Below are 15,470 nucleotides of genomic sequence, written 5' to 3' on the forward strand. Positions count from 1 at the left end.
CGCATGTTTGCTGGTATCAAAGAAGATATCAAAAGTGTGTTTGAACGCGACCCGGCTGCACGCAGCAGCTTTGAGATATTAACCACTTACCCTGGTTTGCATGCCATTTGGTGGCATCGTGTTTGTCATAAATTGTGGCGTGGCAACTGGAAATGGCTGGCACGTTTTTTAAGCACTATTGCCCGCTGGCTAACCGGTGTGGAAATTCACCCTGGTGCCAAAATCGGCCGGCGCTTTTTTATCGATCACGGTATGGGTGTGGTGATTGGCGAAACCGCGGAAATTGGCGATGACGTTACCCTGTATCATGGCGTAACACTGGGCGGTACCAGCTGGAATCCGGGTAAACGTCACCCTACTTTAGGCAATGGTGTTGTTATTGGTGCCGGTGCTAAAGTGCTGGGCCCGCTTTATGTCGGTGAAAATGCCCGCATTGGCTCTAATGCCGTGGTGGTAAAAGATGTACCGGCCGGCGCGACAGTTATTGGTATTCCTGGCCGTATTGTGGCAAAAGCCGATGTTGAAGTAAGCGCGCAGCGTAAGCAACTGGCACAAAAGTTTGGTTTTGATGCCTATGCGGTGGCGGCAGATAACCCCGATCCGGTGGCCAATGCCATCGGCCGTATGCTGGACCATATTCAACTGCTGGATACCAAAGTCGGTGAGCTGTGCCACAGTGTCAATCAGCTGGGTGGTAATGTCTGTGAAGAAGTACCGACAGTGAATATTGACGAAGAAGACTTTAAGTTAGCGGAACAGCGCGCGGCGCAAGAGCGCAAACGTGACGTAGAGGCCTTTGATCCAACCATTTAATGGAACCTTAATCCTGAATACCTGACTAATGCAGTAGGTTATTAATACTTGACTAAAACAGTCGGGAATGTACAATGGCGCCATTGTTTTCAGGGAGCAAAGCATGAGATTAACATCGAAAGGCCGCTACGCGGTAACGGCTATGCTGGATGTAGCCTTACACACAGCAACCGGGCCGGTGCCACTGGCTGATATTTCAGAGCGTCAGGGTATTTCGTTGTCATATCTTGAGCAATTATTTGCCCGCTTACGTAAACAGGGTTTGGTTAGCAGTGTGCGCGGGCCGGGCGGCGGTTATCAGCTGGGCCGTGAGGCTGGCAGTATTTCGGTATCAGATGTGATAAGCGCGGTGGATGAGTCGGTAGATGCCACCCGCTGTCAGGGGAAATCTGACTGCCACAGCGGTACCCGTTGTTTAACCCATACTCTGTGGAGTGATTTAAGTCACCGCATTGAAGATTTTCTTACCGGCATTACGCTGGGCGAGTTGGTAAATAAGCAAGATGTACAATACCTGGCAAAACGGCAAAACAGCCGTATTGTAAAGAATCCGGCAACTGATATCGAAGTCAGCTGCCAGCTGTAGGCAACACGGAGCAAATAATGAAGCTACCTATTTATCTGGATTACGCTGCAACTACCCCGGTCGACGCCCGGGTAGCAGAGAAAATGATGCAGTTTTTAACAATGGACGGCGAGTTTGGTAACCCGGCGTCGCGTTCGCATCGTTTTGGCTGGCAGGCAGAAGAAGCGGTAGAAATTGCCCGCAGCCAGATTGCAGAGCTGGTAAATGCTGATCCACGCGAAATTGTATTCACCTCAGGTGCTACCGAATCCAATAACCTGGCCATTAAAGGCGCTGCCGATTTTTACCGTAAAAAAGGTAAGCACCTGATTACGGTAAAAACCGAACATAAAGCCACGCTGGACACCATGCGCCAGTTGGAGCGTGAAGGCTACGAGGTAACTTACCTTGAGCCGCAAACCGATGGCATGGTCACCGTTGCTATGCTCGAAGCGGCTATCCGCCCGGATACATCAGTAATTAGCGTAATGTTTGTTAATAACGAAATTGGTGTGGTGCAGGATATTGCTGCCATTGGCGAGCTGTGTCGCAGCAAAGGTATTATTTTTCATGTTGATGCGGCACAAGCTGCAGGCAAGCTGGATATTGACTTACAAGCGCTGAAAGTTGATTTAATGTCGTTCTCCGGCCACAAAGCTTATGGCCCCAAAGGTATTGGTGCTTTGTTTGTACGGCGTAAACCACGTATTCGCTTAGAAGCGCAGATGCACGGTGGCGGCCATGAACGAGGTATGCGTTCAGGCACTTTACCAACGCACCAGATTGTCGCTATGGGCGAAGCCTTCCGTTTAGCTAAGCTGGAAATGCACGACGAAATTAAGCGTATTACTGCGCTGCGCGATCGGCTGTTAAACGGCGTAAAAGATATTGAGCAGGTGTTTCTAAACGGTAACCGTGAACACCGGGTGCCACATATTACCAATATCAGCTTTAACTATGTTGAAGGTGAGTCGCTGATTATGGCATTAAAAGACATCGCCGTATCGTCAGGCTCTGCCTGTACTTCTGCCAGCCTGGAGCCATCTTATGTGCTGCGCGCCCTGGGCATGAGCGATGAACTGGCACACAGTTCTATCCGTTTCAGTATCGGCCGTTACACCACTGAAGAGCAGATTGATCACACCATTAAAATTGTGCATCAGGCGATTGAAAAACTGCGTGCAATGTCACCACTGTGGGACATGTACAAAGACGGCGTCGATTTAAACACTGTGGCCTGGGTTGCGCACTAAGCGCACTGGCTGCACATTGAGGTAACTATCATGGCATACAGTAATAAAGTAATCGATCACTACGAAAACCCGCGCAATGTTGGCTCATTTGATAAAGATGACGACACCGTTGCCACCGGTATGGTAGGTGCACCAGCATGTGGCGACGTAATGAAGCTGCAAATCAAAGTTAATGCTGCTGGCATCATCGAAGATGCAAAATTTAAAACCTACGGCTGTGGCAGTGCTATTGCTTCCAGCTCGCTGGTAACAGAGTGGGTAAAAGGCAAAAGCCTGGATGAAGCGCAGCAAATTAAAAATACTGACATTGCTCAGGAGCTGGCGCTGCCGCCGGTAAAAATTCACTGCTCTATTCTGGCAGAAGATGCCATTAAAGCAGCGATTGCTGATTATAAGCAAAAACACGGAGGCTAAATACTATGGCTATTTCGATGACAACGGCAGCCGCCGAGCGGGTACGCAGCTTTTTGCAAAACCGTGGTAAAGGCGTGGGTTTACGGGTAGGTGTTAAAACTACCGGTTGCTCGGGCCTGGCTTATGTACTGGAGTTTGTCGATACGCTTAACGACGATGATCAGGTGTTTGAACAAGACGACCTGAAGCTGATTGTTGACGGCAAAAGCCTGGTATATATAGACGGCACCCAGCTGGACTTTGTTAAAGAAGGCCTGAATGAAGGTTTCCAGTTTAACAACCCGAACGTTAACGGCGAATGTGGTTGTGGCGAAAGCTTTACTGTTTAAGTATTTAATTCAAGTAATTAATTTAAACATCTAAGGGCCGGATGAATTACTTTCAGCTGTTTAATCTGCCGGCGAAGTTCGATCTCGACTTAACTGAGCTGGGATCGCGCTATCTTAAGCTGCAAAAGCAGTTCCACCCGGATCAGCACAGTAGCGGTTCGGAGCGGGACAAACTATTGGCAGTGCAACAAACTGCCAATATTAACGATGCTTATCACAGCTTAAAGCAGCCATTAATGCGGGCAGAACATTTGCTGGCACTGCGCGGTTTAAAAATAAGCCATGAGCAGCGCAGCTTTACTGATCCGCTGTTTTTAATGCAGCAAATGGAACTGCGCGAGCAACTGGCTGAAATAGACCAGAGCGCAGATCCCGACGCGGTTATTGACACTATAGAGCGCCAGTTGCAGCAGCAGAAAAAACAGTTGTTACAGCAGTTGGCAACGGCATTAGACAGTGAAACCGCTGAGCAGGATCAACAGGCAGCAGACCTGATCCGTAAACTAAAATTCTTCTTTAAGCTGCAGCAAGAGCTGGAGCTGATAGAACAGCAACTACAAGACTAAACAACACTATGCTATTACAAATCGCAGAGCCCGGACAAAGCGCTGCGCCGCATCAGCACAAGCTGGCGGCCGGTATTGACCTTGGCACCACCAATTCATTGGTGGCAACAGTACGTAGCGGCGAAGCCAAAACGCTGATTAACAGCCAGGGGCGCGATATGCTGCCGTCGGTGGTGCGTTATACGGCTGATAGCGTGGTGGTAGGTGATGCCGCCATGGCATCAGCGGTAAATGACGCTGAAAACACCATAGTGTCAGTAAAGCGCCTGATGGGTAAAGGTTATAACGAAACCCTAGCATTAAAAGATAAAGTGCCGTACCAGCTGATTGATCAACAAGGTTTAGTTGCCATTAATACCGTGCAGGGCGTAAAAAACCCGGTAGAAGTATCGGCCGAAATTCTGGCTACGCTGGCCAACACCGCCAGTGAAACCTTAGGCGGTGAATTAAACGGCGTAGTAATTACCGTACCAGCCTACTTTGATGATGCCCAGCGCCAGGCCACTAAAGATGCCGCCAAACTGGCCGGTTTAAATGTCATGCGTTTGCTAAATGAACCGACAGCAGCAGCACTGGCCTACGGTCTTGATTCCGGCCAGGAAGGTGTGATTGCCGTATATGATTTAGGCGGCGGCACTTTTGATATCTCTATCCTGCGCCTGCGCCGCGGTGTATTTGAAGTGCTGGCTACCGGCGGTGACTCAGCCCTTGGTGGTGATGATTTCGACCATGCTATTGTCGGCTATTTGCAGCAACATACCGGTGAAGCTGAGTTATCGCACCAGGCAATGCGGCAGTATTTAACCACAGCGCGCAGTATTAAAGAGCAGTTAACCGACAGCGATATGGTCAATTTTTCTCTGCCTGTGGCAGGCAGCCAATTCAGTGGTACGCTAAGCAAAACAGAATTTGAACAGCTAGTAGCACCGCTGGTTAAAAAAACCATTCGCGCTTGCCGCCAGGTGCTGCGCGACGCCGGTTTAACCAGCGATGAAATTGTTAAAGTGGTGATGGTTGGTGGTTCTACCCGCGTGCCGTTGGTGCGCACTGAAGTGGCCACATTTTTTGCCACTGAGCCACTTACCTCCATCGACCCGGATAAAGTGGTCGCAATTGGTGCGGCTATTCAGGCCAACGTGCTGGTAGGCAATAAAGCCGACGGTGATACGCTGCTGCTGGATGTAATCCCGTTATCCCTCGGCCTTGAAACCATGGGCGGCTTAACCGAAAAAATTATCCCGCGTAACACCGTAATACCGGTAGCGCGGGCGCAGGAATTTACCACCTTTAAAGATGGCCAAACCGCGATGGCGCTGCATGTGGTGCAGGGCGAGCGTGAGCTGGTAGAAGACTGCCGCTCACTGGCCCGGTTTGAACTGCGTGGCATACCGCCGCTGCCAGCCGGTGGCGCCCATATCCGCGTCACTTTTCAGGTAGATGCCGACGGTTTATTAAGTGTTACCGCACAGGAAAAATCTACCGGTGTGCAGGCTAATATTCAGGTTAAACCGTCTTATGGTTTAAGTGATGATCAGGTTGCCACTATGCTAAAAGGCTCAATGCAGTATGCGCGGCAGGATATGCAGTTGCGGTTATTACGTGAGCAGCAGGTAGAGGCCGAACGGGTACTGGAAGCGGTGTCACAAGCGCTTAAAGCCGATGCGGCCTTATTAAGTGCGCAGGAGCTGACCAATATTAACCAGGCGCTGACAACCCTCGCAGAGGTAAAACAAGGCGACGATACCGCCGCTATCAAAGCGGCGATTGAGCATACCAACACATTAACTGATGACTTTGCCGCCCGGCGCATGGATCAATCAATCCGCAATGCGTTAACAGGCCATAACGTGGACGAGGTATAACAAATGCCACAAATCGTATTTTTACCCCATGCCGAGCTGTGCCCCGATGGCGCCGCAGTTGAAGCCAAAGCTGGTGAAACGGTATTGGATGTGGCGCTGCGCAGCGGCATTTCGATAGAGCATGCCTGTGAGAAATCCTGCGCCTGCACCACCTGCCACGTTATCGTGCGCGAAGGGTTTTATTCACTAAATGAAAGTGAAGAACTCGAAGACGATATGCTGGATAAAGCCTGGGGCCTGGAACCGGAATCACGCCTGGGCTGTCAGGCGCGTATTGCTGATGAAGACCTGGTGGTAGAAATTCCAAAGTACACCGTCAATATGGTCAGCGAAGGCCACTGATTTACCTGCCTTGGTGACGAAACGGCCTGCTGGGCCGTTTTTTTTTGCCAATAATCTGTTGTTACTCAATAAAACCGGTGCTTTGCTGGTGATTAATGAAGGTTAGGCTAGGATCTGGAAGACAAAGATAACAGACGGAGTAACTATGTTAAAAAAATCTCTGATAGCGGCGACGTTATCAAGCTTACTGGCCGCACCGGCGTATGCTGATCTGACTATAAATGGCTTTGCGTCAATTAAAGCCGGTGTAACGTTGGATGGCGACGACACACTATATGGTTATGATGACAGCCTGGACTTTAAAAATGAGAGTTTATTTGCTGTACAGCTAATGTCGGATTTGGGTGAAAAGCTGTCGGTTACGGCACAACTGATGGGGCGTGGCGCAGAAGATTTTGATGTTGAATTTGAATGGGCTTTTATCAGTTATCAGCTGACAGACGAAATACGTATTAATGCTGGCCGTTTACGCACACCGTTTTATAAATACTCTGACTTTCGTGATGTGGGTTACGCCTACGACTGGTTGCGGGTGCCACAAAGCGTTTATGGCTTAGGTTTTGACAATATTGAAGGTATATCTTTTTATCACACCACGCAGCTAGGCAGCTTTGATTCCAACCTGCAGTTAATTGCCGGTGCCTATGATGGCGATGCCACAGTCAGCGGCAATAGTGTTGATGCCGAGATAAAGAACGTACTGGGCGTAGCCTGGGAGTTGGGGCGCGACTGGTATAGCCTGCGCGCTGCCTATTTAAGAGGCAAAGTAACCATTGATGCCCAAAGCGCTCAGTTACAGCCCGGTGTTACTTTTGGTGATTTTTTTACAGGTTTGTCCGGCGCAGGTTTTGCTGCTCTGGTAAACGAAATCGATATTAACGAAGAAGACGGTGCTTTTTTGGCCTGGGTTTTACTGCCGACAAAAATGACTGGCTGTTAGTAGCGGAATACACCACGGTAACAGTAGACAACAGTTTTATCGCCGATCAGAAAAATTTCTACGTATCGGTTGGTCATCGTTTTGATAGCATAACGCCATATATCTCTTATGAAAAAGAAGATAATGAAGCCAAAACGGAAATTTATACCCCTTATCTGGCAACACTGCCACCCCAGTTGTTACTGCCGGTAGCGGGCATAGTGCAAAGCCAGGCCCGTAAGGCAACCACTTACAATCTGGGTTTACGTTACGACTTCCATCCTTCAGCGGCGTTTAAACTGCAATACAGCTCTGAAGATAATGAAATCGCTGATCTGCGTCAGGATGTACTGGCGTTTGGCGTAGATTTGGTATTTTAAGGGGGCCTTATGCGCACAATTAAAACAGTCTTGTTGCTGGCAGCCCTGTTATCCGGTGCCGCCGTTGCAGATATTGCTGTAGTGGTTAACCCGGCTAATGCCAATGCGGTGTCAGCAGATGATTTAAACCGGCTGTTTTTAGGCCGGGCCAGCAGCTTCGCTGATGGCAGTAAAGCCACACCGTTGAATATGGCGGAAGGTACGGCAGCACGTGATGAATTTGACAGCAAAGTGCTGAACCGCTCAGCTGCCCAGCTAAAAGCCTATTGGTCAAAGCTGGTGTTTACCGGTAAGGGCACACCACCGAAAGAACTGGCCGATGATGCAGCGGTTAAAGCCGCTGTCGCTGCCGACAGCGGTGCTATTGGCTATATCAGTAGTGGCAGTGTGGATAGCAGCGTGAAAGTGGTTGCCAGCTTCTAAACACCTGATTGTCATAATCAGCCGCGATACTGAGGGTTCAATACCTAAGTTAGCGGCTTTTTTGTCAGCAAAAATAGGTTTTTTTTTGCAACTAGCGTATAATTTGCCGCCTTAAATTTGAATCATTCAGTTTAATTACCCACTTAATCAGGAGCCTGTTATGGCGTTAGAACGCACTTTTTCAATTATCAAGCCGGATGCTGTTGCCAAGAACGTAATCGGTGCTATTTACAACCGTTTTGAGTCTGCCGGTTTACGTATCGTTGCCGCTAAAATGCTACACTTAAGCAAAGAGCAAGCTGAAGGTTTCTACGCTGAACACAGCGCGCGTCCATTCTTTGGTGCTTTGGTGTCTTTTATGACTTCAGGCCCGGTAATGGTACAAGTGCTGGAAGGTGAAGACGCCGTGCGTAAAAACCGTGAAATCATGGGTGCTACTAACCCGAAAGATGCGTTAGCCGGTACTTTACGTGCTGATTACGCCGCCAGCATCGACGAAAATGCTGTGCACGGTTCAGACGCAGCGGCTTCTGCCGCGCGTGAAATTGCTTACTTCTTCACTGAAGCAGAATTGTGTGCCCGTACCCGTTAAGCGTTAATCGCCTGCGGTAACGGACTAAGGGGGCAACAGCCCCCTTAGTGCATGTTGGTACAGTGTTTTATGGCTATTGTTTATTGTGGTAAGGAGCGCTCTGCAAATGACTGAGCAGCAAAACAAAATTAATTTACTTGATTTAACCCGTGCACAAATGCAGCAGTTTTTCGTCGATATGGGCGAAAAGCCGTTTCGTGCCGATCAGGTAATGAAATGGATTTACCACTTCTGTATCGATGATTTCGATAAGATGAGCAATATCAATAAAGTATTGCGGGAAAAGCTCAAAGCACGCTGTGTTATTGAGGCGCCGGTGGTAGTTACACGGCAAGACAGCAGTGATGGCACCATTAAGTTTGTCATGGGCTTAAGCGGCGGCCAGGAAGTAGAAACTGTGTGGATCCCGGAGAAAGATCGCCGCACTTTGTGTGTGTCATCCCAGGTGGGTTGCGCGCTGGATTGTTCGTTCTGCTCAACGGCGCAGCAAGGCTTTAACCGTAACCTTAGCGTGGCAGAAATTATCGGCCAGGTATGGCGTGTGGCGCAAATTATTGGCAGTTATGGCGATACCGGCGACAAACCGGTCACTAACGTAGTAATGATGGGCATGGGCGAACCTTTGCTTAACCTGAACAACGTGGTACCGGCAATGGAGCTGATGCTGGAAGACTTCGGTTTTGGCTTATCCAAGCGCCGAGTAACCTTAAGTACCTCAGGCGTAGTGCCAGCGCTGGACTTACTGCGCGATAAAATTGACGTAGCGCTGGCTATTTCTCTGCACGCCCCAAACAATGAACTGCGTAATGAGCTGGTACCGGTAAACCGTAAATATCCGATGGAAGAATTTTTAGCTGCGTCAAGACGTTATGTAGCGAACTCTAAGGCCAATGATAAGGTCACAGTAGAGTATGTGATGCTGGACGGCGTGAACGACAGTATGGAGCAGGCGCATGAATTAGCGCATGCACTGAAAGATACACCATCGAAGATTAACCTGATCCCGTTTAACCCTTATCCGGGGTCGCCGTACAAACGTTCGAGTAACTCACGGATTGACAGATTTAACAAAGTCTTACAAGAATACGGCTTTACTGTTATTGTACGTAAAACCCGCGGCGACGATATTGATGCCGCTTGTGGCCAACTGGTTGGCGATGTTATCGACAGAACAAAACGATTGATCAAAAAGCAGCAAAAAGGCCAGCCTATAGCAGTAAAAATGCTGCCATAAAACAAGGAAGGGCGCGTGTTAAAGCAGAAGTTTTTCATTGGTATCGCACTGAGTAGTGTATTAGCCCTGACCGGATGTGTGTCAGAGCAAAGCTATGTCGGTAGCGATAAGCCAGTGTCAGATCGCTCCTTTGATAATATAGAAGCCGCCCGTACCCGCATTTCACTTGGCCTTAACTACCTGCGCCGTGGCGACACCTCGCAAGCTAAATATAATCTGGAGCGCGCCCGTAGCTTTGCGCCTAATTCCGCTGAAGTGCACAGTGCTCTGGCGTATTACTATCAGAGCGTTGGTGAAGAAAAACAAGCGGAAGAGTATTTTCGCCTGGCCATTCAGAAAGACGCGAATTACGCTGATGCTTACAACAACTACGGTGCCTTTTTATGTCAGTTGAATCGCTATGATGAAGCCGAGCAATTATTGTTAAAGGCCATTAGCCGCCCCGGCTACATCCGGGTTGCGGAGAGCTATGAAAACCTGGCGTTGTGTCAGTTGCAGCAAAATAACTTCAGCAAAGCCAAAAGCTACCTGGAAAGCTCGGTAAGTCACAATACAACCCGTATTACCTCGCTGACGATGCAGGCCGGGCTGTCCTACGCTATGGGAGATAACCGTGCTGCCAAGAACCAGCTTGACCGTATCTCGCGCCTTGGACGGGTTTCTGCCCGCACAGTATTGCTTAGTTACCTGATCGCTGAGAAAAACGGTGACCGTGACACCATGCAAAGCGCGGAGCAGTTATTGCTGACGCTTTACACTGACACGCCGGAAACGCGGTTATTGTTGCAGGGCCGCTTGATTGACAGCGAGTTTGAGCAACTGCGTGAGCGCTATAAAGACAGCCTGATGGCCAATATTGTGTTGCCCGATGACAATGCCAGGCAACAAGTACCGGCACAGCCGGTAGATAACCCGAAGCTGAGAATAGTCAAACGCAAAGTGGCTGAAGCTGATACTCAGGTTGTTGCTGTGGCTGCGCAAAAACCAGTAAAAAAAGCCACGCCAGAGCCCTCTGCCGCAGTGCCGGCACCAGCGGTAGCTCCAGCCCATCCAGCCCAGCCACTAAATAACAGTACCAGTGCTATTGCCGGTAGTCTGACGCAAAATAGCGCTGCGCTAACAACAGCAGCACCGTTGCCAGTAAGCTTACCGCAAGAAACAATACCGGCGCCGGCGCAAGCCGTTGCTACTGAAACAGCGGCAGAACCTGTTGTTACGGCAACCACAGCTGTTGCTGAGGCAAGTCAGGCTGCTCAGCCAGAGCAGGCAACTACAGTAGTGCAAGAGACTCAGTCAGAGCAGACAGCTCGGCCAGAGCCGGAAACTGCACCAGCTACTACCGCTGCACCGGCTTCGCGAGAAATATCAGAAAGCAGTGCGCCGTTTCATATTGTAAAAGAAGCTGAGTCGTTATATGCCATCTCTGTGCAGCACAATATCCTGCTGCAGCGCCTGATGCAGTGGAATCAGCTGACACCCGCTTCGGTAATTAAAGCCGGGCAAAAAATATGGCTGGCCGAAGTCAGCAATGAACAACTGCAGGCGGCACAACCCGCCAGCAGACCAGCTGTGGTACAGCAGGATATCAGCTCGCCTTATCATCAGGTCGCAACCGGTGAAACCATGTTTGCTATTTCTTATCGCTATAATATCCGGCTGGACAGATTTCTCAGCTGGAATAATCTGACCGAGCAAAGCAGGCTTAAGGTTGGGCAGCAGGTGTATATTGTCGACCCGGACAGTATTGAACAATGAATAAAGAACCCGAAAATGAAGCTGTAGCCGAACTTAGCGTAGGCCAATTGCTGCGCCAGGCGCGTGAGCAGCGTAAGTTAACTGTGCAGCAGGTAGCGTTACAGCTGAACCTGAAAGCTGAGCAGGTAGAGCGGCTGGAGCAGGATCAGCCAGACGGCCGTACCCTGGAAACTTTCGCCCGTGGTTATGTCCGCGCTTATGGTCGCCTGCTGAAACTGCCAGAAACTGAATTGATGGCTGCGCTTAGCCGCCAGACCGGCTCTGTTGCATCTACAACCAAACCCATGCGCACCTTTTCTAACCGCACTGCTCATCAGGCAACAGAAAACCGTTTTATGTGGCTAACCTACGCCATTATCGTGTTGTTGCTGGTGCTGTTATTTGTTTGGTGGTGGCAAAGCGCGCGTGAAAATACCGCAGATAGCGCTCCAACCACAACCAATCAAGCCACTGAGGTACCGTCACAGCAAGCACCCGTGACACCTGAACCCCAAACTGAATTACCCGCCGCACCGGCCACTGATGAACAAGACGTTAGCATGGGTAGTTCAGCCGACAATGCCATTACTGAGCAGCAGCTAAATGAAATGTTACAGCAACTGGTGCCACAATCAGCAGAGCTGGCACCGGTAGCAGAAGTGCCACAGCTGGATACGCTGGAAATGCGCTTTAGCGAAAATTGCTGGATCGATGTCGTTGACGCTGACGGCAACCGCGTGGCTTATGGTACCAAGCAGGCAGGTTATATTATGCAGCTTACCGGCACGGCACCTTTTGTTATTACCTTGGGTAACCCCAGCGTAGTAACAATTAACTTTAATCAGCAAGCCTTTGATATGTCAGCCTTTCCTGGTGGCAGAGTGGCCAAATTTACTATTCCTGAGTCAGAATAAGCATGTTTGCAGAAAATCCAATTAAACGCCGTCAAAGTACGCAAATCCGGGTGGGCAACGTATTAATTGGCGGTGATGCGCCAATAGCGGTGCAGTCTATGACTAACACCCGCACCACCGATGTTGCGGCTACCGTTGCGCAAATTCAGGCTATTGCCAAAGCCGGTGCCGACTTAGTGCGGGTATCGGTACCGACCATGGAGGCAGCAGAAGCCTTTAAGCTGATTAAACAGCAGTCGCCAATACCGCTGGTGGCAGATATTCATTTTGATTACCGCATTGCCCTAAAAGTCGCTGAATATGGCGTGGATTGCCTGCGCATTAACCCGGGCAATATTGGCCGCGAAGACCGCATTCGTGCCGTAGTAGATTGCGCACGGGACTACAATATCCCGATCCGTATTGGCGTAAATGGTGGTTCGCTTGAAGCCGACATTCAGGAAAAATACGGCGAACCCACGCCTCAGGCTTTAGTAGAATCAGCAATGCGGCATGTCGATATTCTCGACCGGCTGAATTTTGATCAGTTTAAAGTCAGCGTTAAAGCGTCAGACGTATTTTTGGCAGTAGGGGCCTACCGTATATTGGCGCAGCAAATAAAGCAGCCGCTGCATTTGGGTATTACCGAAGCCGGTGGCGCCCGCGCCGGTGCAGTAAAATCGGCGATTGGCCTGGGTATGTTACTGGCCGAGGGTATTGGTGACACGCTGCGGATATCGCTGGCGGCCGATCCGGTAGAAGAGGTAAAAGTTGCCTTTGATATTTTAAAATCGCTGCGCATTCGCTCACGTGGTATTAATTTTATTGCCTGCCCCAGCTGCTCGCGGCAGGAATTTGATGTGATCAAAACCATGAACCAGCTCGAAGAGCGGCTGGAAGACATTACCGAACCGCTAACGGTGTCGGTGATAGGTTGCGTAGTAAACGGCCCGGGCGAAGCACTGGTGTCTGATTTAGGTGTGGCTGGCGCCAGTAAAAAAAGTGGTTTTTACATTAACGGTCAGCGGCAAAAGCTGCGGCTGGACAATGAACAGGTGGCTGATCAGCTTGAACAGCAGGTACGTGAATACCTGCAGCAAAAAATTGCGGTGCGTCAGCTGGATTAAGCCGGGCAACAGGCTTGGTGTTTAGCCCTGTTACGCCTATAATCGCGGCTGTTTTTTAACTCAAACCGATGGAAGTTTAATTTTGTCGAAGCAAATTCAGGCCATTCGCGGTATGAACGATTGCCTGCCGCAGGATACTGTAGCCTGGCAATATGTTGAACAGACACTGCGCCAGACAGTGGCCAGCTATGGTTACAGCGAAATTCGCTTTCCTATTGTTGAGATGACCGAGCTGTTTAAGCGCTCAATTGGCGAAGTAACCGACATAGTAGAAAAAGAGATGTACACCTTTGCCGATCGCAATGGTGACAGCTTAACCCTGCGCCCGGAAGGCACCGCCTGCTGTGTGCGCGCCGGTAATGAACATGGTTTGCTGTACAATCAGGAACAACGGCTGTGGTACACCGGGCCGATGTTTCGCCATGAACGGCCGCAAAAAGGCCGCTACCGGCAATTTCATCAGTTTGGCCTGGAAGCCTTCGGCATTGCCTCGGCTGATATTGATGCTGAAGTGATTATGCTAAGCGCACGGCTGTGGCAGCAACTGGGCTTAACACCTTATGTGAAACTAGAGCTGAACTCGCTGGGTTCAAGTGAAGCCCGCGCCGCTTACCGCGACGCTTTAGTGGCGTATTTAGAACAACATAAAGCGGCGCTGGATGAAGACAGCCTGCGCCGTATGTACAGCAACCCATTGCGGGTGCTGGATAGTAAAAATCCGGCACTGGCAGAGATATTAGCGGCTGCGCCTAAACTGGCAGATTATCTGGATAAGGATTCAGCAGAACATTTTGCCCGTTTAAAGCAGTTACTGACGCAGGCTGGCATTGAATTTACGGTAAACCCGCGTTTAGTGCGCGGATTGGATTACTACAACAAAACCGTGTTTGAGTGGGTAACCACAGAGCTCGGCGCACAAGGTACAGTTTGTGCCGGTGGCCGTTACGATGGTTTAGTTGAGCAATTGGGTGGTAAAGCCACACCTGCGGTAGGCTTTGCGCTGGGGCTGGAGCGGCTGGTGTTATTACTGCAAACGCTGCAGTTACTGCCGGTGCTGCCCGCCGTTGCCGATATTTACCTGATGGCACTTGGCGAACAGGCTGAACTTGCGGTACTTTCTGTTGCCGAAAGGCTGCGTGCCAGCTTGCCGGATAAACGCATTATGGTGCATTGTGGCGGCGGCAACCTGAAAAAACAAATTAAGCGGGCTGATAAATCTGGCGCGGCAATTGGATTAATCATCGGCGAAGATGAACTGGCACGCGGTGAAATCACGGTAAAATGGCTACGTGAAGACAAACCGCAACAAACAATTTTATTAACAGAACTGGCGAATACGCTGGCCTTTGCAGCATAACGGGCCTTAGACGTAAAACGGAGCAATGCAGTGGAAATTTACAGCAGTGAAGAACAACAGGTAGAAGCAATTAAACGTTTTTGGCACGAGTACGGCAAAGCGATCCTCGCCGGTGTGGTACTGGGCCTGGCGGCGTTATATGGTTTTCGTTACTATCAGGCAGAGCAGCGCAACACTGCTGAACAGGCGTCAACGGAATATAACCAGTTACTGCAACAACGTGAAGCTGGCAGCAGTGAAGAATGGTTAACCCAGGCGCAAAGCTTTGTTAGCGCCTCTAAAGGTGATAACTACGCTGTGCTGGCTGCACTGATAACAGCAAAAGAAGCCGTAACAGCTAAAAACTACGAGCTGGCAACAGAGCAACTGAACTGGGTACTGGCTAACGCCAAAGAGCCGGCATTGCTGGCGGTAACTCAACTGCGCCTGGCGAAATTACAACAGGAGCAGGGCAGCTATGATGCTGCGCTGGCAACACTGGAAAAAGCCATGCCAGAGAGCTTTGCTTCTTTGCAAGCTGAACTCAAAGGTGACATTTTAGTACTGGCAGAAAAACTGCCAGAAGCAAAAGCAGCCTATCAACAAGCGCTGGCAACTGCAGGACAAAATCAGCAGTTGCTTCAGATCAAGCTGGACGAGCTGGCGCACGTCACTGCAGTGTAAAGAG

General features: G+C 49.9%; 18 protein-coding genes. All 18 read left to right on the forward strand.

The features are described from left to right. The first annotated feature begins 3 nt into the window (after positions 1–3). The 18 genes from cysE (at position 4) to AR688_RS01975 (ending at position 15,466) form a co-directional block, all read left to right on the forward strand. On the forward strand, positions 4–813 hold the full coding sequence (gene cysE, locus AR688_RS01895; protein WP_068228324.1) for a serine O-acetyltransferase: 810 nt from the start codon (positions 4–6) through the stop codon (positions 811–813). Between the two features lie 103 nt (positions 814–916). After that, positions 917–1,399 carry a Fe-S cluster assembly transcriptional regulator IscR gene (iscR, locus tag AR688_RS01900; protein WP_068228327.1) on the forward strand — a complete coding sequence of 161 codons (483 nt, stop codon included), beginning with the start codon at positions 917–919 and terminating at the stop codon, positions 1,397–1,399. A gap of 17 nt (positions 1,400–1,416) precedes the next feature. Next, positions 1,417–2,631 carry an IscS subfamily cysteine desulfurase gene (locus AR688_RS01905; protein WP_068228330.1) on the forward strand — a complete coding sequence of 405 codons (1,215 nt, stop codon included), beginning with the start codon at positions 1,417–1,419 and terminating at the stop codon, positions 2,629–2,631. A 30-nt stretch (positions 2,632–2,661) separates the two neighbouring features. After that, positions 2,662–3,045: a Fe-S cluster assembly scaffold IscU gene (gene iscU, locus AR688_RS01910; RefSeq protein ID WP_068228332.1), complete on the forward strand. Its 384-nt coding sequence runs from the start codon at positions 2,662–2,664 to the stop codon at positions 3,043–3,045. A gap of 5 nt (positions 3,046–3,050) precedes the next feature. Further along, positions 3,051–3,374 (forward strand): iron-sulfur cluster assembly protein IscA, encoded by a 324-nt coding sequence (iscA, locus tag AR688_RS01915; RefSeq protein ID WP_068228334.1) that lies wholly within the window; start codon positions 3,051–3,053, stop codon positions 3,372–3,374. A 41-nt stretch (positions 3,375–3,415) separates the two neighbouring features. Further along, positions 3,416–3,940, forward strand: coding sequence for a co-chaperone HscB (gene hscB, locus AR688_RS01920; RefSeq protein ID WP_068228337.1), 525 nt, complete (start codon positions 3,416–3,418; stop codon positions 3,938–3,940). An 8-nt stretch (positions 3,941–3,948) separates the two neighbouring features. Then, a complete protein-coding gene (gene hscA / locus AR688_RS01925; protein ID WP_068228340.1) occupies positions 3,949–5,802 on the forward strand; it encodes a Fe-S protein assembly chaperone HscA in 1,854 nt (617 codons plus the stop codon). Between the two features lie 3 nt (positions 5,803–5,805). Further along, a complete protein-coding gene (gene fdx, locus AR688_RS01930) occupies positions 5,806–6,144 on the forward strand; it encodes an ISC system 2Fe-2S type ferredoxin (protein WP_068228343.1) in 339 nt (112 codons plus the stop codon). A 145-nt stretch (positions 6,145–6,289) separates the two neighbouring features. Then, complete coding sequence (locus AR688_RS01935) at positions 6,290–7,084, forward strand: hypothetical protein (protein WP_231731886.1); 795 nt, start codon at positions 6,290–6,292, stop codon at positions 7,082–7,084. Between the two features lie 176 nt (positions 7,085–7,260). Then, on the forward strand, positions 7,261–7,443 hold the full coding sequence (locus tag AR688_RS20425; protein WP_231731888.1) for a hypothetical protein: 183 nt from the start codon (positions 7,261–7,263) through the stop codon (positions 7,441–7,443). 9 nt (positions 7,444–7,452) lie between these two features. Continuing rightward, positions 7,453–7,866, forward strand: a complete 414-nt coding sequence (locus tag AR688_RS01940) for a phosphate ABC transporter substrate-binding protein (RefSeq protein WP_082694645.1) — start codon at positions 7,453–7,455, stop codon at positions 7,864–7,866. 160 nt (positions 7,867–8,026) lie between these two features. Next, the gene (ndk, locus tag AR688_RS01945) at positions 8,027–8,458 is read left to right on the forward strand and encodes a nucleoside-diphosphate kinase (RefSeq protein WP_068228346.1); all 432 of its coding nucleotides are present in this window, start codon (positions 8,027–8,029) and stop codon (positions 8,456–8,458) included. A gap of 106 nt (positions 8,459–8,564) precedes the next feature. Continuing rightward, positions 8,565–9,692, forward strand: coding sequence for a bifunctional tRNA (adenosine(37)-C2)-methyltransferase TrmG/ribosomal RNA large subunit methyltransferase RlmN (locus AR688_RS01950; RefSeq protein ID WP_068228348.1), 1,128 nt, complete (start codon positions 8,565–8,567; stop codon positions 9,690–9,692). A 15-nt stretch (positions 9,693–9,707) separates the two neighbouring features. Further along, positions 9,708–11,447, forward strand: coding sequence for a type IV pilus biogenesis/stability protein PilW (gene pilW / locus AR688_RS01955; protein ID WP_068228351.1), 1,740 nt, complete (start codon positions 9,708–9,710; stop codon positions 11,445–11,447). Beyond that, a complete protein-coding gene (locus AR688_RS01960; RefSeq protein ID WP_068228354.1) occupies positions 11,444–12,340 on the forward strand; it encodes a RodZ domain-containing protein in 897 nt (298 codons plus the stop codon). Before pilW ends, AR688_RS01960 begins: the two co-directional genes overlap by 4 nt. A gap of 2 nt (positions 12,341–12,342) precedes the next feature. Beyond that, a complete protein-coding gene (ispG, locus tag AR688_RS01965; protein WP_068228357.1) occupies positions 12,343–13,446 on the forward strand; it encodes a flavodoxin-dependent (E)-4-hydroxy-3-methylbut-2-enyl-diphosphate synthase in 1,104 nt (367 codons plus the stop codon). A gap of 82 nt (positions 13,447–13,528) precedes the next feature. Then, positions 13,529–14,803, forward strand: coding sequence for a histidine--tRNA ligase (gene hisS / locus AR688_RS01970; protein ID WP_068228360.1), 1,275 nt, complete (start codon positions 13,529–13,531; stop codon positions 14,801–14,803). Between the two features lie 30 nt (positions 14,804–14,833). Beyond that, the gene (locus tag AR688_RS01975; RefSeq protein ID WP_068228368.1) at positions 14,834–15,466 is read left to right on the forward strand and encodes a YfgM family protein; all 633 of its coding nucleotides are present in this window, start codon (positions 14,834–14,836) and stop codon (positions 15,464–15,466) included. The last annotated feature ends 4 nt before the right edge of the window (positions 15,467–15,470 follow it).

The organism is Rheinheimera sp. EpRS3 (assembly GCF_001513785.1).
Lineage (GTDB): Bacteria > Pseudomonadota > Gammaproteobacteria > Enterobacterales > Alteromonadaceae > Alishewanella.